Consider the following 18,713-nt stretch of genomic DNA (forward strand, 5'->3'; position numbering starts at 1 on the left):
TGTTGATTCTTTTTAAGTTTACAGATTGAAAAAACAATAGGTACTTTTGTAATTAGGATATAGTGAAGTAATGCAAATCAAAACTATAATTTTTATTTTTTTCGGGATGTTATTTTCAATGGGATTTACCCAAGAAAAATATTCAAGTTTTCGAGCTTTTGGTGAAATACCTAGCGTTGTAGATGCGTCACTTTATCAAAATTTAAATGCTGCCGAAACTCAAGAAATCCGATTTCAATATTTAGATACTATTGCACAGGTTTATGTTAAGTCTGGTCATGCAGATTCATTGATGCATTATGCTAAACTAATTAAAAACGAGGCACTTTATAAGGCGTCAGATATAAAGGATGTAAATATTATTAAGCAAAGAGCTTTGTATTTTGAAGGTATAGCAACTCAAAAAATGGGTTTATTAGATGAAGCTATTAAGTCTTATATACAAGGTCTAGAAATAGAAACTTCTAAGCATTCTTTTCAAAAGCACTTAAAACTTCAACTTGCAGAAGTTTATTTAACTAAAGGAGAATTTGAAAAGGCTAGGCTATTATTAGAAGAATTGCCGCAAGCCAAAACAGATAACAATTTCTATTTAAAAAATACAATTGCTAAAAGTCGTTTTTTAATTCTGAAAAACAATAATGATTTAGCAGCCAAGATGATAAATGAAGCATTGTCTGAAGATTTTATCGAAAAACATCAAAAATTAAAATTAGAATTACAGCTCAATTTATCTGAAATAGAACTCAATCAGGGAAATTTTGAACGTTTAATTCAAAGTTCAGACCGAATAAAAAATGAGGCTCTAGATAAAGGGTTTTATGATTTGTACATAGAAGCCTCTTTAAATATAGGTTTTGCTTATGCCATGTTAGATAACTTCGATGTTTCTGAAGTAGTTCTAAGTTCAGCCTATATTAATTCTATTCAATGGCACCGGTTAGAGCTTCAAAAAAAAGTCATTAATGCTTTGGTTAAACTTTATAATGCAAAGGAAGATTATAAAAATGCTTATAATTTAATGACCCAATATCAAAGTGTTAATCGCGAAATAGAAAATAAACAGAATCAGCGCTTAGTAAAAGACTTAGAACTGAAATACGAGACACTAAAGAAAGAAAGAGAGATTAGTCAACTACAAGAAGACCAATTATTACAACAAGCCGAGATTGAAAGGCAGACAACTATTAAATACGCGTTTTTAATTGGGTTTTTAATCATTCTTATTCCTGTTATTTTACTGCTTGTGGTTTATTATCAAAAACTACAAACCCAAAGTTTGCTTAACAAACAACAAGAGGCGATGAATCAGCAAGAGGTTGAAAACTTACTGCAAACCCAAGAATTAGATCTTGCTAAAAATGCTATTGCAGTACAATCTAAAGAGCGTGATCGTATTGCGAGAGAGCTACATGACAGTATTGGTGGGAATTTAGCAGGTATAAAATTAAAGATGAATAGTCTAGATAATCATCAACCAGAATTTAGGCAAATTTTAAATCAGCTCGATACAACCTATAATCAAGTTCGTGATATTTCACATAGTTTAATCCCTAAAGAATTTGAAACTTCGGCATTTATAGATTTGGTTACAAATTATATTCATAATATTAGAGATAATGCCACAGTAAGTTTACTTTTTAATGCTTACCCTAAGGAAACAATTAATACTATTGCTGTGTCGCTTCAAGTCGCCTTATTCAATATGATAAAAGAATTGGTAACCAATGCACTAAAACATGCTAAAGCTGATGAGGTGAGTATTCAAATGACAGCACTTTCCGAAGAGAATAGTATTGAGCTGATTTATGAAGACGATGGACTAGGCTTTGATTTAAACAAAACAAGTAAGGGAATCGGTCTTAAAAATATTGAAAAAAGAGTTGCTGACTTTAAGGGAACCATTTCTATAAATACAGCTGAAAATAGGGGCACAGTAATTAGTATTAGTTTACCACAATCTTAATTTATGAACACATCATTTTCCATAATTATAGCAGACGACCACGCGATGTTTTTAGATGGCTTAAAAAGTATCCTGTCTGAAGAAAAATCGATAGATATTACACTCACAGCTAAAACAGGTGCTCAGGTTTTAAAATATCTAAGGATTAATACCGACGAAAAAATTGACTTGGTAATTACAGACATTAATATGCCAAAAATGGACGGTGTGGAATTGAATAAAGCTATTAAACAAGAGTTTCCTCAAATAAAAACCCTAGTGGTTAGTATGTTAGAAGATGCAAAAAAAATAAAAGCACTAACGGAAGCTAATGTCAATGGTTATATTTCTAAAAATGCGGAAAAAACAGAATTGCTAAAAGCTATAAAATCCATTTTGCAAGGTGAAAATTATTTTTCGCCACGGATTAAACAGGTGCTAATGGAAGCTATGTTTTCTGCTAAATCAGAACCCGAAATATCTTTGAGCAAACGTGAAAAAGAAGTTTTAAAACTTATTGCACAAGAGTTTACAACACAAGAAATCGCCGATCAATTATTTTTAAGTAAACACACCATTGAAAGCTACCGGAAAAATCTAATTTCGAAATTGGGAGTTCGTAATTTGGCTGGTCTTACACGTTATGCGGTAGAAAAAGGGATGTTAGATTAATCTAGGTGAGACTTCACGTTTTTAATTTCTAAAATGAAACCCTATTAATAGCGATAACAATCTTATTCTGTTTTTCTACATATAGTTCTATAGCTATATGAAATAGCAAAAAAAGACATTTTAATTTTACTAAAAGATATTTTACACTTTACAGGTGGCTTATGCTTAAAAACTGCATAAATTTTTGTTTCATTAGCTACTATATGTGGGGTTTACAAAGCCTATCCCTGAAAACAGGGTAAACGTTTTTACGACTTACAGTCTATTATAAACTTCCCTATTTACTGAAATTTGTATCATAATATTAACTATAAATAATTAGAACTTATGATTTACGGAATTTCTTTAATCTTGTTGAGCATCATTGCAGTGCCATCACTTATTTTATCAAAAAAACCTAACGCGCAAGAGCTGTTAGATAAAGTTGCCCCTTATCAAGGGTGGATAGGACTTGTCTTTTGCTTTTTTGGTGTTTGGGGAATTATTTCAGCTTTACTTAATATGGGGTGGTTATCTGTAGCACCTGTTTGGTGGATAACGTTATTAGCTGGAAGTGTTGTTGAAGCAGCACTCGGATTTATGTTAGGTTTTGGTATGATTAATAAATTATTACTAAGCAAAAACGAAGCTGCTAAAGAAAAAGCAGCAGAATTAAGAGAGAAGTTAGCACCAAAACAAGGAAAATTAGGCGTTTTAGGACTCATTGTAGGTGGTTGGATGATTGCGGCATCGTTCTTATTTACAATATAACCTTCTGAATTTTTAAATAAAAAAATATTATGAAACAATTTGCCTTAGCAATACTACTATGTATTTCAACTTTTAGTATCGCTCAAAATACAACAGATAAACGCGTTATAAGTGTTTTTGGTGTCGCAGTAAAAACATCTCAAAGTGTTACTTATAAAACAGATGTAACACTGACATTAGATAATAGTTATTATGGTGAGGATCCTTATAGTAGTCTAGATGAATTATTAGCTAAGTACTTTGAAAAAGTGGCGGAACTGAATATTGATAAATCTAAATTCACGGAAGACGAATTATCTTATGTGTCTTCAGGATACAGAAAAGATGGCACGGTACTTCGGTTTGAAACGAATGATAAGGATGAGATCTTAAAAGTGGCGAGCATTAGAATGCTACAAGTAATGCCATCTTATATTCAGGTGAAAACTGAAACACCTGAGTCAGAGATGAAAAAGTTAATGGCTTCAGCATTAGAAAATGCACGTGAAAAAGCTGAAATGTTGGCTGCTCTTAGTGGTGAAGAAATTGATGAAATAGACTCAATCTCTAGCGATTATGATACGGCCACATATTGGCAGTCACCAAACACGGATTCTGAGTATGTAAGGTTATCTGTTAATTTTACATTAAAATAAAGCTACTTATGCTTAGTTAGGGGCTAAAGTCTGCGTTGTACCGTCCCAAAAGGTGCTCGCAGGCTTTATGTGTTTATAACGATTCAGTTATAATTGAAACTTAAAACAGCACCCAATTTTTGAACGCTACTAAATTTTATTAAATTCAGAAATAACTTTTTTTACCAACAGTTTCTGAAAGTATCTTACAATAGGTTATTCAAGAGATAGTAAGGACTAAATCCTTGCTAAATATTATGTTTCGGAGCTTATAATTCCTGTAGTTTTAGCCTTAAATGAGGCGTTAACAATCACTACAATTAAAAATATTAATAGGACTATAATTACTGTTAATAACTTATAAGTAAGGTTTTGCACAAAAAACCTACATTTGTTATACCTAATAAAACAATAAGATTATGTCTGATACAATTGAAAGAGTAAAGTGTTTAATTATAGGTTCTGGGCCCGCAGGTTATACAGCGGCAATTTATGCCTCTAGAGCCAATATGTCACCTGTTTTATACCAAGGCGAACAGCCAGGTGGTCAGTTGACAACAACAAATGATGTAGAGAATTTCCCTGGTTATCCAGAAGGTATTACAGGACCAGAAATGATGATGGAACTTCAAAAACAAGCCGAGCGTTTTGGTACAGATATACGTCATGGTTGGGTTACCAAGGTAGATTTTTCTGGAGATTTACATAAAGCTTGGGTTAACGAAAAAGAAATTCATGCCGATACCATAATTATTTCAACAGGAGCTTCTGCAAAATATTTAAACTTACCTTCTGAGCAAAAATACCTAAAATTAGGTGGTGGTGTTTCTGCTTGTGCAGTATGTGATGGTTTCTTTTATAGAAATCAAGAAGTCGTAATCGTAGGTGCAGGAGATTCAGCTTGCGAAGAAGCGCACTATTTATCTAAACTTTGCAAAAAAGTAACCATGTTAGTAAGACGTGATGAATTTAGAGCGTCTAAGATTATGGCCAAACGGGTTCAAAACACGGAAAATATTGAAATCCTATACAATACTGAAACCGATGAGGTCTTAGGAGACGGTCAAGTGGTTACTGGTATTAGAGTTTTTAATAATAAAACAAACGAGAAGCATACCATTGAGGCTACTGGTTTTTTTGTAGCCATAGGGCATAAGCCAAATACCGATGTTTTTAAAGATTATTTAGATTTGGATGAAACAGGCTATATTATTAATGCAAAACCAGGAACTAGTTTAACAAATGTAGAAGGTGTATTTGTTAGTGGAGATGCCGCAGACCACGTTTACAGACAGGCCATTACTGCCGCTGGAACTGGCTGTATGGCTGCTTTAGATGCAGAACGTTATCTAGCCGCTAAGGATGCCGATTTTGAAGTTGCAACCTCTAGTTATAACTAGTTTTAGTTACTACATATTAAAATATTTAAAAAGCTGAAGTGTCTAACTTCAGCTTTTTTTTGTTGATTAGTTAAAATTGTTAATTTTTTCAAAAAAATCAGAGATATGACTTTTGTCATGATCTAATCGTCTTTTTATTCAAATCTTTGCCGAAACCAAAAACACGTAATTATGAACAATTCAAACAATTCAATTAAATCCCCTTTGCTTTTTTTAACGGTATTTTTATGTAGTCTATTTACTTTTCAGATAGCAACATCTCAAAATTATACACTAAATAATAGTAGTTCGACTCTTGAAGTACATGGTACCTCTTCTATTCATGATTGGATATTAGAAACCGAAAAACAATCTGGAAAAATAGTTATTTCAAACACAGAGGAGTTAGCAATTGAAACTTTAAGTATCACTGTTGAAGCTGAAAGTCTTAAAAGTGGAAAATCATCCATGGATAAAAACACCTATGATGCCTTAGACACTGATGATCACAAAACTATGGACTTTAACCTTACTTCGGTAAAAAAAGTTGATAAGCTATCTGATCAATCGTTTAAAGTTTCTGCTTCAGGTAAAATGACCATAGCTGGTGTTACTAAGACAATGTCTGTTGATTTAACCCTAAAAATAGAAGGCACAAAAGTGCTTCTTAATGGCGAAAAATCATTTAATATGACTGACTTTGGTATTGACCCACCTAAAGCCTTATTAGGGACTATTAAAACAGGTGATGCTATAAAAATCGTTTTCAAATCCGTATTCGAAACCAAATAATAATAGAAAATAAATTCAACTAACAATTAAATAAATAAATTATGAAATCAGTATTCAAACTCGCAACATTAGCCCTTGTTTTTACAATGGGGTATTCAATATCAGCTCAAAATAACCCAAGAGACTTCGATAATTACAGGCAACCTGATCAAAGAGGTGTTAATGTATTTGAACCTCAGAAAGATACAATTACTAATTTTGAAGAACTTCATGTAAGAATTGGAGGTTCTTTCGCGCTTCAATTTCAAGCTTTAGATCAAGAAAACTCAGGTGCTGTTCCAATGAAAGAAATTGGTAGTAACTTTAACTTAGCAACCGCTAATTTAGATTTAGATGTCGCACTTTATGATGGTGTAAGTATGCACTTAAGAACGTATTTATCATCTCGTCATCACAATGAACCATATGTAAAAGGTGGTTATTTCCAAATTGATAAATTAGATTTTATCTCTGAAGGATTTATGGCAGACCTAATGGAACGTACGACTATTAAAATTGGTCATATGGAAAACAATTACGGTGATGCGCACTTTAGAAGAACAGATAACGCACAAGCAATTCATAACCCATTTGTAGGGAACTTAATTATGGATTCTTTTACGACTGAAGTTGGTGCAGAAGTGTACTATAGAACAGATATGGGAATCTTTGGTATGGTAGGATTTACAAATGGTAAATTAAATCAAAGTGTAGAGGAATCTAATGGAGCAACTGGTGGTGCAGCTTTTTTAGCTAAATTAGGTTACGATAAGCAAGTATCTGACGATTTAAGAGTACGTTTAACAGGTTCTATGTATAATACAGGCTATGCTCCTAATGTGTATTTGTATAATGCTGATAGAGCTGGTTCTAGATACTATGATATTTTACAAGATGCTACAGCTACTAGCGATAACTTTAGATCAGGTCGATTTACTCCAGGATTTTCAAATCAAATTACTGCGATTATGATTAACCCATTTGTAAAATATGGTGGATTAGAAGTCTTTGGTACTGTAGAATTAACTTCAGGGAGAAGTTTAGCAGAAGCAGATAGAAGAAACGCAGAACAGTATGCAGGTGAGGTTATCTACAGATTTGGCGAAGCTGAGAATGTGTTTTTAGGAGGGCGTTACAATACTGTAAGTGCTGAATTAAATGGTGGTCAAGAAGTAAGTATTAATAGATTTCAATTAGGTGCAGGTTGGTTCATGACCAAGAATGTATTGATGAAAGCAGAGTACGTAAACCAACAATATAATGATTATGCAGCAGGAAATATTCTTGAAGATGCTCAATTTGATGGATTTATGCTTGAGGCTGTCATTAGTTTCTAATAATTAATTAACATAATAAAGGCCTTTATTTTTGCAATAAAGGCCTTATTTTTTATATTTAATCTTATGGTTAGGATAATAACATTTATTTTTTTGCTCTTTTTAGGAGCTAAGCAATATACTTCAGATATTAATAGCCTAACAGCGAAAGAGTCAACGGTATCTTTTTCGTCTGATAGTTATCTTAGAATTAAAGGCGAATCGAATGTGAATACATTTGAGTGTCAGTTTGATATGAATACAATTTCAGATGCTGTAAAAATTAAATACAAAGATTATAACAACAAAATTAAATTTGATGATACCAAACTTATATTACCAAATTTAGAGTTTGATTGTGGGGGAAAAGCTATCAATAAAGATTTTAATGAATTATTGAATACTGAAGAGTTTCCTCAAATAACACTTAAATTAAAGGAAATAGCAGAAGTTGATATAAATCAAAGTACTGTAATCGCAACAGTTGAAATTACAATTAGTAACATTGTAAGAACATATAAGGTACCTGTTGCTGTTAATAGAGATAATAACTTACGGGTAAGTGGCAAAATGCCTTTAGATATTAATGATTTTGATTTAGTTGCGCCAACTAAAATGTTAGGAATGATTAAGGTATCACCAAAAATTGAGATTCAGTTTTCACTCAATATAAGGTCTTAGTATCTATTTAGCGTTTCTTCTTTTGAAGTTTACTCGTATCTTCAAATTTAGTTATCGTAATTGCAGGATTTCCATAAAGGTAAACTTCGCTATCACCTGAGGAAGCAATAGTAATACTCTCGGTTGCAGAAATAGTTAAATCACTACTGTCTTCTAAACTTGCATTAACAGATTTAACATCAAATTTTGCACCATTAAAGTTTGTAGAATTATCTAATCTAAATACGGAGCTATTTGCAGCACCTTCAATAACAGCATCTGAACGTAAATACAAATCAAAATCAGCGACTTGGCTGTTAATTAAAGCGTCTAACTTACTATTGTCGCTTAATTCTATTTTGGTGTTTTGAGCCGTAAGGTTTAATCGTGTTTTAGATTTTCCTGAGCTCTTATAATTAAAACTTTTAGCATTAATATTTAAATAAGCTCTAGAGTTATCAGCTGTTATTAATGTTACATCACCAAGCTCCATAGAAGTTAATGATCTAATTTCACCGTCGCCTCTCGTTTCGATAGATTGAAGTCCACTACCGTAGTTAACCGTAATATTAAGTTTCTTTTTTGAGGTGATACGTGTAGACTCTGTAATGGTAAGCACGCCATCTACAACGTTAGTAATTATAACATCATGTAAATTGCTATCTGCTTCTATATTTACAGATGGCTTACTGTTATAAACAACTTCAATTGATAAATCACCATTAACAATGATGGTATGAAATTCGTCAATAAAGGTTTGTTTAATAGTAACGTTTCTATCACCTTTAATCTTATCTGCTGATTGTGCTCTTAAAAATGGAGTAGCGGTAATCATTAAAAGCAGAATGAGTCCTGTTTTTTTCATGTTCAATATTTACTATCATATATAAAGTCATAAAATACATCTTAAAAGTTAAATTTCTAGTCTTTTACTTTAAAAAAATCTTATGAATGCCAATATTAATGATTTCTATTTAATATAAGTTAATTTATAGTTATTAAACCCTGTGAATTTTAAAATAACTCATAATACAGCTGATCTATATTACGTATTTCAAACGGTTTACTAACAATTTATATATGATAAGCAAAAACCATCCCAAACTTATTTATAAGTTTAGAATGGTTTGTGATTGATTGAATAAAATTAAACGGTTGCTGTTATTTTTGCCTTATACTTCCTGCAGAATTATCTGATTTTTCAACTTTTTCCGGATGTCCAGTATAGATAATATCACCACTACTTGTGGCTTTAGCAATTAATGATTTAGAAGTATTAACAGAAATGTCTGCAGCACTTGTGGCTGTTGCATTTGTGGTTTCGGCTAATAGGTTTATTGCATCTATATCACTTCCGCTAGTTGCATTTACCATTAACGTTCTTGTTGTCCCACTTATGTTAATATCGCTACCACTTGTGGCATTACAACTTAAATTTTCGGTTGTAACATCTAAAGTAATATCTGCGCCACTTGTACTGTTTAACTCTAAATTTTCTACCACAATTGTATGGGTAGAATAGACATCGCTTCCACTTGTAGCATTAATTTTAGAAATGGTTTCTAAGGTTAACATCACTTTTTTAGAGCTTGAACGTCCAATATTTTTAGTTGCATAGATTTTAAGAACATCATTTTCTATTTCGGTCATAATAAGTTCTTGAAGATTGTCATCGGCTTCAACGCTTATAGAAACAGCATCTGCTTGTGTAATGTAAAGGTCTAAGCCTTGGCTGATTTTAATTTTACTAAAGTTGTTGCTGATATTTCTATCTGCTTTTACAACGTTACCGTTGCCATTGACGCTTTCCGTTAAATTACAGGAAAGGAACAATAGACTAATAATACTAGTAATAATAATTCTTGTTAAAGTGGTCATGAGTCCTGTTGGTTTTTTGATTGATGAAATAATTTAGTTATAAATTTATGTTGATTAGACAGTGTTTGATATTATTATATGATGAGTTGTTGATTATAGTATATTAATTGTTATTAACTTCAATATTAACACCATCTTCATCATTAATTTTAATGCTTACTTCAGGTTTTTCTGAATTGATGTTTTCTGTGTTTGAAGGTGTTTCTTCATTTATAAAATCATCTTCCTCTATAGATGTTTCGGCGTCAATAATACAATCCAAACATTCGACATCATTTTCAATAACTTTATAATAGTGCTTATCCATTTGATGCTTCAATAAGTTGGTCTGTGGACTATAACTTTCTGTAAATTGAGCAACATTATCATCGTTATAAAAAATACTGCCTTCAGGTAAATACAAAATAACTTCAACATATTGATCACTGAATTTGTTGACACCGTCGGTTGTGAGGTAGGCATCTAGTTGTAATTCATTATTTACAATTTTATAGTTGTAATTGATGTTTTGCGCACGTTCCTTTGCAATATTATAGTTGCTCCCTCTAGCAAAGGCATTGATTTTTATTCCTGCAATTGTATCTGTTGTTAGCGTAATTATAAATCTGATATCTGATGTTGATATCATATTCTGATCACCATCTGTAGGAAGAATTTTATAATTATGATGACTTCTGTTAATGTATTTATTATAGGTGTCGTGACCTATCATTCTAATTTTTAACGTGTCTCCGGTAGTGATATTTACAGTGTCTTCAAAACGTACAATGTTGGCATCATAGGCTTGTTCGGTAGCTTGTTTTATTCCTGTAATTACAAGTCCGATAATAGCCATTATCCAAAGTCCTAAAAGCGTGAATTTTGCAATATTGCCAATAGATTTTAAGTTGTTGACTAAAATTTTTAATCCTAAATAAAAGATGAAGAAAAATGGCACACCGATGGCAAAAAATAAAAATATAGACATTAGCCAGATAGGAATATTTGCAGCGTTTGATGCTTCAATAAAATCTAAACCTGGAAAATGAATGGCATCAGTTATACCAATTGTAAATAAGGCGATAATTAAACCAATTAGAGTGGTAATACCGATAATGATTAAAAGGATTCCTATAAATTTTGCAATCACTTTTAAGAAAAACATTATGATAGCACCAATAGTATCGAAAAAATTCTGTGAACTAGATTTTAATTTACTGCCTTGTTTCTGAAAATCAACACTTTTAACAGATTCTGAAATATTATCAGACACATGGTCAAACCCTTCTTTTAGTTTATCGCCGTGTTTTTTTAAATCTACATTTTTAAAATTTTCGGAAACTGAATCAATGCCATCCTTAATTTTTTTTTCGATATTACTGATGTTTACGGGGTCACCGGTCATAGTCAGTTTTTCAGCTGTTGTTTTGGCTTCTGGAATTAATGCCCAAAGTAGAATATAAAGTAAAACACCTGTACCAGCACTAAAAAATAAGATGACCCAAATGAGTCGAATCCATAATGCATCTAAGCCAAAATAATGACCTATTCCTGCAGCAACACCACCTATATAAGAATTATCGGTATCTCTGAATAAGCGTCTCGGCGACTTAGATTTTTGCTTGTATTCTTGTTTGTGTTCTTTTTTGTTTTCATTTTTTGGTTCATCTTCAAAAATTTCGTCATCGACTAAATAATCTTCAGGTTGCCCCATAATAGTAATGATTTCATCAACGAGTATGATACCAACAACTTGTTTTTGATTTTGAATACGCTCAGAAAATAATTCTGCAATTCTAGCTTCAATATCTGCTATAATTTCTGATTGTCCTTGAGAATCTGTAAATGAACGTTTTATAGCCTCAAGATAGCGCGATAATTTGAGATATGCATCCTCGTCGATGTGGAAGAATATACCTGCTAAATTTATATTGACTGTTTTATTCATTGTTTTGGTGTTTTTGTGTTGGTTACTAGGTTAACGGCATTTTGTAATTCACTCCAAGTGGTATTTAATTCGCTTAGAAATAGTTGTCCTGTTTCTGTAAGGCCATAATATTTTCTTGGTGGTCCTGATGTAGATTCTTCCCAGCGGTAATTGAGTAATCCCGCATTTTTTAATCGTGTTAATAGCGGATAAATGGTGCCTTCTACAACGAGCATTTTTGCATCTTTAAGTGTGCCCAGAATTTCTGCGACATAAGCATCTTCATCCGCTAAAATAGATAAAATGCAAAACTCTAGAACACCTTTACGCATTTGTGCTTTTGTGTTTTCTATTTTCATATAATGAGTGTCTTGTATTTAATTAAACTGTTCATTTTTTGATTGATTTGATGTATTGGTGAATATAAATTACTTTAAAAAATTAATGGTAAATGGGTAGTTATAAGCTTTACCATCTCTTGCAGATAAACTCGCTTTAACGATAAGGGCTAATTCTACTATAAATGCAAAGACGGCTATCACACCCAAACCACCACCAATATAAAGTAGAGGTGAGGGTTCTCCAATATTGATATGGAAATTGTTAAGGCCATGAAAATCGATGACATTTAAGCCTCTAAATAGTTTTATAATAAAAAAAGGAACACTTAATGTACCTAAAATAATAGCATAGAGCAAAACACTAACCTGAAAGTTAATTGCTTGTTTACCATGTTGGTCTATAAATTCTGATTTGTTTTTATTAGCAGCCCATAATACTATGGGGCCAATAAAGTTCCCAAATGGAATTACAAATCTCGAAAAGGTAGACAAATGAATAAATGTCGCTAAATTTTTATGATGATTATCTATCATGTTATAAAGTATATAATAGTTTCTTATACAAATATATGTCTTTAAAAAGGTAGTATGTTACACATAGTACCTTAAATTAACATTTTTTTAACATTAGTTGAAGTTGAAATTTTCGCTTATTTTAGTAGAAATTAAATCATTAATCAGTTTCCTGTTTTATAGGAATGACATAAAAGATGATTGCTTTTACGAATAAAAAATATGGATATATCACCTTCAAAACTCAATAAGTATCTAATGTTTAAGCTACCTGCAGCATATTTTACAGGAGTGAGAACAAAAACGCTAACAGATCATACTTGTATGGTGACTGTTAAGCACAGTTGGGTGAATCAGAACCCTTTTAAATCCATGTTTTGGGCAGTACAAGGGATGGCAGCAGAGTTAACTACAGGTGCTTTGGTTATGAAAAAGATTAGAGAAAGTGGTAAGAAAATTTCAATGTTGGTAGCGTCTAACAATGCTACATTTTCTAAAAAAGCAACTGGTGTAATTACTTTTACTTGTAATGAAGGCCATAAAATAGAAGCGGCTATTACGAAAGCTATTGAAACAGGCGAAGGCCAAACCGTATGGTTGAATTCTAATGGTGTTAATGAAGAAGGCGTTCAAGTGTCAACGTTTAATTTTGAGTGGACACTCAAAGTTAAATCATGACATTATTGTGAGGACAAAGGACGTGACAATCCTTTGTAGTGAATAAAAAAGTAAGAACTAACAGTCTTGGTGATTGGAAACCTGAATTTTGTCGTTCAAACTTAAATTATCTGTAACAAAAAGATAATTAATGCAACTTATTATAGAAATCAATCAATAATTTTAATTTATGGAACAATTACCAGATTTTAGTAATAGAAATTCACATGAAATCGATTATCGTATTTATGGTGAAGAAATGCAATATGTTGAAATAGAACTCGACCCTCAAGAAGGTGTCATAGCTGAGTCGGGCAGTTTTATGATGATGGATGATGGGATTAAAATGGACACTATTTTTGGGGATGGCTCAGAAAAGGATACTGGTTTTTTAGGTAAAATATTAGGTGCTGGAAAACGGATTCTTACAGGTGAAAGCTTATTTATGACGGCTTTTTACAATAATCTTACCGGTAAGCGCAATGTGTCTTTTGCTTCGCCTTATCCAGGAAAAATAATACCCATTGATTTAATGGCCTATGGCGGAAAATTTATCTGTCAGAAAGATGCTTTTTTATGTGCGGCTAAAGGCGTAAGTGTTGGCATAGAGTTTTCTAAAAAATTAGGTCGAGGTCTTTTTGGAGGCGAAGGCTTTATTATGCAAAAATTAGAAGGCGATGGTATGGCGTTTGTACACGCAGGTGGTACAACAGCAGTAAAAACTTTAGCCGCCGGCGAAACTTTACGTGTAGACACAGGATGTATCATTGGATTTACGCAAGGTATAGATTATGATATTGAATTTATTGGCGGAATTAAAAATTCTATTTTTGGTGGTGAAGGTTTGTTTTTTGCAAAGCTTCAAGGCCCAGGAAAAGTATATATTCAATCCTTACCATTTAGTAGATTAGCAGGTCGTGTTTTAGCCTCCATTCCAAATGGTGGTAAGTCTAAAGGTGAAGGTAGTATTCTTGGTGGTTTGGGTGACTTATTAGATGGTGATAATCGCTTTTGAAGTAACAAATAACGTGTTCTAAATAGCTTTAATTTAGTGGTTTAGTGTTGTTTTTTAAGGTGTTGTATTATAAGTATTAATAAGTGTGATATTTTACAGTTTTAACATAAGAAGCTGTTAAATTTATTGCATTGTCAATTTTAAAATCAAAAAATTTACTATCTTACAATCTGAATTGAAACAATAGCGTATAGAAGAGCATTACTTTTTGTTAACCTAAAAACTAAAAAAATAACCTATGGCGCGAGCAATGTACGAGTACACTAAAACTGTACTTAGCAAAGTGAGTTTTGATGCGACATTATTCTGTAAAGAAGTGCAAAAAGCAGTAAGACGTTTACTGCCTCACGAAGTTGAAGAGCTTAGAATATTTATTCAATCTCTGATTAATCAAAACCCAGAATTAAACGAATGTTTAATTTATTTAAAAGTATAAAAAAAGCGTCCCAATTTATTTTGGGACGCTTTTTAGTTTTAACAACTAATTAGGTACTTTACAAAAGACCTTATTTGTTGGCCTTAGGACTAATAATTTGTACATTCTGAAACGCAATAGCGCCACGTACAATCCCTGATATAACATTATGCAAAGCATCAATAATTTGCATTTTTAATTCACTTTTGTGATAAATAATACTGATTTCTCTTGCAGGAGAGGGCTCTGTAAAATGTTTTAAATGAGGACTTAATTTTTCACTGATATCAAGTGTATGTAAATAGGGAAGAAGTGTCATTCCCATACCTTCATTTGATAATTTTATTAGTGTTTCAATACTACCACTTTCAATTTGAAAATTATCATCAACCTGTTCTTTCAATGTTTTACATAGGTTAATGACACCATCTCTAAAACAATGGCCATCTTCTAAAAGTAGCATATCATCAAGGTCTAAATCTGAAACTTCTATACGTTTTTTATTATTTAACCTGTGATGTTCAGGGACATAAGCAACAAAAGGTTCGTAATATAACACGCGCTCTTTTATGTTGTCACTTTCTAAAGGTGTTGCTACAATTGCTGCATCTAAATGGCCGTCACTAATGCGTGTTAAAATTTCGTCAGTAGTTAATTCTTCAATTTTTAATTTAACCTTAGGGAATTTTTTAATAAAATTTTTCAAAAACATAGGTAAGAGGGTTGGCATTATTGTAGGGATTATTCCTATACGAAATTCACCTCCAATAAATCCTTTTTGCTGATCTACGATATCTTGAATGCGATCGGCTTCATTAACTATATTTCTGGCCTGAAATACAATTTTACGACCAACCTCCGTTAATTCTATCGGTTTTTTACTTCTATCGAAAATAAGAATATCTAATTCATCTTCTAATTTTTGAATTTGAGTACTTAATGTCGGTTGGGTAACAAAACATTTTTCTGCTGCTTTAGTAAAATTCTTATGTTCAGCTATCGCTAAAGCATACTTAAGTTGAGTGATGGTCATAACTATTAATTTAGGTTATAAAAGTATAAAAAGTATTCATAAAACCTATATCGTATTCAGCTTAATATTTCGTAAATTTGAGTAAACAAAAACAAACAATTATGACACTAAATAGCATAGGTTTAGATACCGGAAAAACGAAAGTACTTGCTGATGAATTAAATCAGTTATTAGCAAATTTTCAATTGTATTACCAAAATTTAAGAGGTATACACTGGAATATTAGAGGACGTGCATTTTTTGACTTGCATGTTAAATTTGAAGAATTGTACACTGATGCCAATGCCAAAGTAGATGAAATTGCAGAGCGTATTTTAACACTAGGTGAAACACCATTACATACGTTTGAAGATTATTCTAAAGCTGCAAAAGTACCTGTCGGAAAAAATATTTCTAAAGATGATAAAGCAGTACAATTGATTGTAGATTCACTTTCAGAATTATTGAAAATTGAACGTGGTATCCTTGAAACGTCAGATGAAGCAAATGATGAAGGTACCAACTCTATGATGAGTGACTTTATTACCGAACAAGAAAAAACAGTTTGGATGATGAAAGCTTGGTTGGGTGAGACCGTTTAATAATAATTAATATAATTAAGCTTTACTAACCGTAATTAGGGCTGTGAAGTAAGATTATAATCTATTTTAAAATAAAAAAGCCAGTAATTTGCTGGCTTTTTTATTGATTGATGAATTAAGTTTAAAATCTAATGTTCATTTCTAGGTTTTTATCTGCTGTAGTAAATTTAGCATCTTCAAACTGTGGTGGTCCAAAATTCATGACATTATTAGATGCGCCATAAGATTCTAATGGCATTCCGTTGTCTCTAAAATCCATTCTTTTATTTTCGTTCTCATCATGAACCGCTAATAGCGCATATTCACCAGGTTCAACATCTTTAAACGTAACTGTTATTTTTCCGTCTTTAATTTCAGATTGTGCGTTCATTAGCCCTTTGCCTTTCATAAACGTGTCGGTTGTGTGTAGTGATATTAATACTTTACCGTTATCATTTTTTATATTATCGATAGTAACAGTAATGTTGGTTCCTGAATTTTGAGCAAATCCAATAATAGTAGTTAAAGCAAAGACGAAAGTTAAAATTAATTTTTTCATAAGGTGTGGAATTAATGGTTAGTACAATACAGTTTGTTTTGTTTCTGATTCAAATATCCAATAAATGCTTTGGTTGAAATAATAGCATTTACTGAATTGTGAATTTTATGGGATGAGTTGTATTGAAGTTTGATGTTGGTACTGTGTATTAATTAAAAGAGGACATGAAATTTAATTAGTTATACAGAGATTCACGGAGAAAAAATGGAAACATAATTTCAATAATTAAGACGAAAGCTGGGTTCGGTAATTCTTTGTACCTTAGTATGTTATCGTGAAAATAGGAAGCAAAAATTTAACGAGTTACAATTATTCATGCCTCTTTATACTGCGATTGCTACTACGACTGAAATCTAAAGCAATCCGCGAGCCTTAATTTCCAAATACTTATTAATAGTGTTAATCGTCAAATTTTCAGGAGCAGTTAAAATAGATTGAATACCGTATTTCTGTAGTTCTTTGACCATTAAGCGTTTTTCAAAAGCAAATTTTTCGGCTATAGTTTTGTGGTAAATCGTTTGTAGGTCTTCCGCGTTTTCTTCAATAATGGTATCGAGTTCGGTGTTTTCAAATAAAACCACCACAAGCATATGCTTTTTAGAGATGGCTTGTAAATAAGGCATTTGACGTTTTAAACCGCTAATATGTTCAAAATTGGTATAGAGTAAAAGTAGACTCCTATGCGTTACTTTTCGTTTTAATTGGGCGTAAAGTAAACCAAAATCACTATCCGTAAATTGTGTATCTATATTGTATAAGGTTTCAAGAATACGATTTAAGTAGGTGAGTTTCTGAATGGCAGGCAAAAAGGCTTCAATCTTTTTAGAGAAGGAAAGCATACCTACTTTATCATGTTTTTTCAATGCCACATTACTAAACGCTAAAGTGGAATTAATAGCATAATCTAATAACTTTAAACCATTAAAAGGCATTTTCATTATTCGGCCTGTATCAATGATTGAATAAATTGGTTGTGATTTTTCATCTTGATATTGATTTACCATCAACTGGGCGCGTTTTGCGGTGGCTTTCCAGTTTACGGTTCTAAAGTCGTCGCCATTGACGTATTCTTTTATTTGTTCAAACTCTGAAGTATGACCGATTCGTCTTATCTTTTTTAATCCAATTTCGGTTAAGGCATTGCTAATTGCAAGAAAATCGTATTTCTGCATTTGCATAATGGAAGGATAAACCATAACCATTTGCTGATTTTGAAATTGATATTTTCGCTTAATAATTTTTAAAACCGAAGACACAAAAATATTAAGGTGCCCAAAATAATATTCTCCACGGTCAACAGGTCGTACTAAATATTCAAAATCGTGATTCTGAGTTGGGCTCAATGCTATTTGATATGAAAAATCTCGTTTTTGAAACTGCACAGGCAACTCATCAATAACATCTAAATAGGTTTTAAAACCGTAGTTGTTAGTTATAGTAATTGGGACTGGATTGTTGTCGCTATTAGAAAATTTATCGGGTAAAATACGTCTCGCCTGTATGGCATTTTTTGGTTGATAAATCAGTAATAAATCAATTGCTAGAACGGCAATAATGATTACGGTTAAAACCCAAGCAATGGCATATAAAACAGGCAACCAATACGACAAAAGAAAACACACCGAAGCTACAGCTATGTATATATAGAGCTGTTTGTGTATGTATAATGACTTTAAAAATTTCATATTTCTTTATTTCTCGCAGAGGTGCTAAGTCGCAAAGCAAGTTT

20 protein-coding genes are annotated in these 18,713 nt (G+C 32.1%); 12 read left to right on the forward strand and 8 right to left on the reverse strand.

Going from position 1 to position 18,713, the window contains the following annotated elements; genetic code table 11:
* Positions 1–70 precede the first annotated feature (70 nt).
* The 8 genes from HM982_RS04860 (at position 71) to HM982_RS04895 (ending at position 8,128) form a co-directional block, all read left to right on the forward strand.
* Positions 71–1,966 (forward strand): tetratricopeptide repeat-containing sensor histidine kinase, encoded by a 1,896-nt coding sequence (locus HM982_RS04860; protein ID WP_179351984.1) that lies wholly within the window; start codon positions 71–73, stop codon positions 1,964–1,966.
* A 3-nt stretch (positions 1,967–1,969) separates the two neighbouring features.
* Positions 1,970–2,617, forward strand: a complete 648-nt coding sequence (locus HM982_RS04865) for a response regulator transcription factor (RefSeq protein WP_179351985.1) — start codon at positions 1,970–1,972, stop codon at positions 2,615–2,617.
* Positions 2,618–2,944: 327 nt separating this feature from the next.
* A complete protein-coding gene (locus tag HM982_RS04870) occupies positions 2,945–3,367 on the forward strand; it encodes a hypothetical protein (RefSeq protein ID WP_179351986.1) in 423 nt (140 codons plus the stop codon).
* A 29-nt stretch (positions 3,368–3,396) separates the two neighbouring features.
* Positions 3,397–4,002, forward strand: coding sequence for an SIMPL domain-containing protein (locus HM982_RS04875; protein WP_179351987.1), 606 nt, complete (start codon positions 3,397–3,399; stop codon positions 4,000–4,002).
* A gap of 398 nt (positions 4,003–4,400) precedes the next feature.
* Positions 4,401–5,381: a thioredoxin-disulfide reductase gene (gene trxB / locus HM982_RS04880; protein WP_179351988.1), complete on the forward strand. Its 981-nt coding sequence runs from the start codon at positions 4,401–4,403 to the stop codon at positions 5,379–5,381.
* A gap of 171 nt (positions 5,382–5,552) precedes the next feature.
* Entirely contained in the window at positions 5,553–6,152 is a 600-nt protein-coding gene (locus HM982_RS04885) for a YceI family protein (protein ID WP_179351989.1), read from the forward strand.
* Between the two features lie 41 nt (positions 6,153–6,193).
* Positions 6,194–7,468 carry a hypothetical protein gene (locus tag HM982_RS04890; protein ID WP_179351990.1) on the forward strand — a complete coding sequence of 425 codons (1,275 nt, stop codon included), beginning with the start codon at positions 6,194–6,196 and terminating at the stop codon, positions 7,466–7,468.
* A 93-nt stretch (positions 7,469–7,561) separates the two neighbouring features.
* Complete coding sequence (locus HM982_RS04895; protein WP_179351991.1) at positions 7,562–8,128, forward strand: YceI family protein; 567 nt, start codon at positions 7,562–7,564, stop codon at positions 8,126–8,128.
* 7 nt (positions 8,129–8,135) lie between these two features.
* Here the strand turns inward: HM982_RS04895 and HM982_RS04900 are convergent, their stop codons facing one another.
* The 5 genes from HM982_RS04900 to HM982_RS04920 form a co-directional block, all read right to left on the reverse strand.
* Positions 8,136–8,972: a GIN domain-containing protein gene (locus HM982_RS04900; protein WP_246296570.1), complete on the reverse strand. Its 837-nt coding sequence runs from the start codon at positions 8,970–8,972 to the stop codon at positions 8,136–8,138.
* 296 nt (positions 8,973–9,268) lie between these two features.
* Positions 9,269–9,985 (reverse strand): head GIN domain-containing protein, encoded by a 717-nt coding sequence (locus HM982_RS04905; protein ID WP_179351992.1) that lies wholly within the window; start codon positions 9,983–9,985, stop codon positions 9,269–9,271.
* A gap of 103 nt (positions 9,986–10,088) precedes the next feature.
* Positions 10,089–11,912: a PspC domain-containing protein gene (locus HM982_RS04910; protein WP_179351993.1), complete on the reverse strand. Its 1,824-nt coding sequence runs from the start codon at positions 11,910–11,912 to the stop codon at positions 10,089–10,091.
* Positions 11,909–12,250, reverse strand: a complete 342-nt coding sequence (locus HM982_RS04915; RefSeq protein ID WP_179351994.1) for a PadR family transcriptional regulator — start codon at positions 12,248–12,250, stop codon at positions 11,909–11,911. The genes HM982_RS04910 and HM982_RS04915 overlap by 4 nt, the downstream gene beginning before the upstream one ends.
* A 69-nt stretch (positions 12,251–12,319) precedes the next feature.
* On the reverse strand, positions 12,320–12,766 hold the full coding sequence (locus HM982_RS04920; protein WP_179351995.1) for a DUF4870 domain-containing protein: 447 nt from the start codon (positions 12,764–12,766) through the stop codon (positions 12,320–12,322).
* A gap of 201 nt (positions 12,767–12,967) precedes the next feature.
* Between HM982_RS04920 and HM982_RS04925 the strand changes: the two genes are divergently transcribed.
* The 3 genes from HM982_RS04925 to HM982_RS04935 all read left to right on the forward strand — a co-directional run bounded on the left by HM982_RS04925 (position 12,968) and on the right by HM982_RS04935 (position 14,853).
* Positions 12,968–13,423 carry a DUF4442 domain-containing protein gene (locus tag HM982_RS04925; protein WP_179351996.1) on the forward strand — a complete coding sequence of 152 codons (456 nt, stop codon included), beginning with the start codon at positions 12,968–12,970 and terminating at the stop codon, positions 13,421–13,423.
* 169 nt (positions 13,424–13,592) lie between these two features.
* Positions 13,593–14,417, forward strand: coding sequence for a TIGR00266 family protein (locus tag HM982_RS04930; RefSeq protein ID WP_179351997.1), 825 nt, complete (start codon positions 13,593–13,595; stop codon positions 14,415–14,417).
* A 238-nt stretch (positions 14,418–14,655) separates the two neighbouring features.
* Positions 14,656–14,853, forward strand: coding sequence for a hypothetical protein (locus HM982_RS04935; RefSeq protein ID WP_179351998.1), 198 nt, complete (start codon positions 14,656–14,658; stop codon positions 14,851–14,853).
* A gap of 70 nt (positions 14,854–14,923) precedes the next feature.
* On the opposite strand, the gene HM982_RS04940 is transcribed toward HM982_RS04935, so the two are convergent.
* Entirely contained in the window at positions 14,924–15,865 is a 942-nt protein-coding gene (locus HM982_RS04940) for a LysR substrate-binding domain-containing protein (protein ID WP_179351999.1), read from the reverse strand.
* Positions 15,866–15,966: 101 nt separating this feature from the next.
* Here HM982_RS04940 and HM982_RS04945 point away from each other — a divergent pair, with 101 nt between their 5' ends.
* Positions 15,967–16,446 carry a Dps family protein gene (locus HM982_RS04945; protein WP_179352000.1) on the forward strand — a complete coding sequence of 160 codons (480 nt, stop codon included), beginning with the start codon at positions 15,967–15,969 and terminating at the stop codon, positions 16,444–16,446.
* A gap of 121 nt (positions 16,447–16,567) precedes the next feature.
* Here the strand turns inward: HM982_RS04945 and HM982_RS04950 are convergent, their stop codons facing one another.
* Both HM982_RS04950 and HM982_RS04955 read right to left on the reverse strand, forming a co-directional pair.
* Positions 16,568–16,984 carry a DUF2141 domain-containing protein gene (locus tag HM982_RS04950; protein WP_179352001.1) on the reverse strand — a complete coding sequence of 139 codons (417 nt, stop codon included), beginning with the start codon at positions 16,982–16,984 and terminating at the stop codon, positions 16,568–16,570.
* A gap of 353 nt (positions 16,985–17,337) precedes the next feature.
* Positions 17,338–18,669: a DUF58 domain-containing protein gene (locus tag HM982_RS04955; RefSeq protein ID WP_179352002.1), complete on the reverse strand. Its 1,332-nt coding sequence runs from the start codon at positions 18,667–18,669 to the stop codon at positions 17,338–17,340.
* Positions 18,670–18,713 lie beyond the last annotated feature (44 nt).

Origin of the sequence: Winogradskyella vidalii (assembly GCF_013403955.1) — a bacterium.
Taxonomy (GTDB): domain Bacteria; phylum Bacteroidota; class Bacteroidia; order Flavobacteriales; family Flavobacteriaceae; genus Winogradskyella; species Winogradskyella vidalii.